The sequence below is a fragment of the Cohnella baijiui genome (assembly GCF_020731285.1).
GTDB lineage: Bacteria > Bacillota > Bacilli > Paenibacillales > Paenibacillaceae > Cohnella.
In genome coordinates this window covers 1-440 of sequence record NZ_JAJFOW010000112.1, presented here as the reverse complement: position 1 = coordinate 440, position 440 = coordinate 1, and the positions used below count along the sequence as shown (strand labels likewise).

Genomic DNA, 440 nt, shown 5'->3' with positions numbered 1-440 from the left:
GTGAGCGTATCTATGTCGTTGGTTTCTCCATGGGTGGGTTAATTGCTGCGCATCTGGCGGCACGCTATCCCATTGATAAGCTGGTGCTACTGAGTGCCAGTCTGTTCTATATTAATCCGCGTCAATTGTTTACCGATGCAGCTACGATTATTAAGAAACACTTCTCGTCAACTGTTGACGCCAAAGAAGCGTACCGGCGGTATGTAAATAAAGCAAAGACGACGCCGCCGCGAGCGGTCATTCATTTCCGTCATCTTGTCAAAATATTAAAACAAGAGCTTCCACAGGTTACTACGCCGACACTTATTATTCAGGGGGGGAAGGATGACCTTGTAGAGCCACGTAGTGCAGAACATATATACCGTACGATTCGTTCCGCCGAAAAACATCTGCATATACTTCCTGAATCCAAACATATTATTTGTCATGATTGCGAGCAG

General features: G+C 45.7%; 1 protein-coding gene. It reads left to right on the top strand.

Going from position 1 to position 440, the window contains the following annotated elements; translation table 11 throughout:
• A partial coding sequence (locus tag LKX83_RS31870; protein ID WP_227887273.1) for an alpha/beta hydrolase occupies positions 1-440 on the top strand: 440 nt, incomplete at both ends.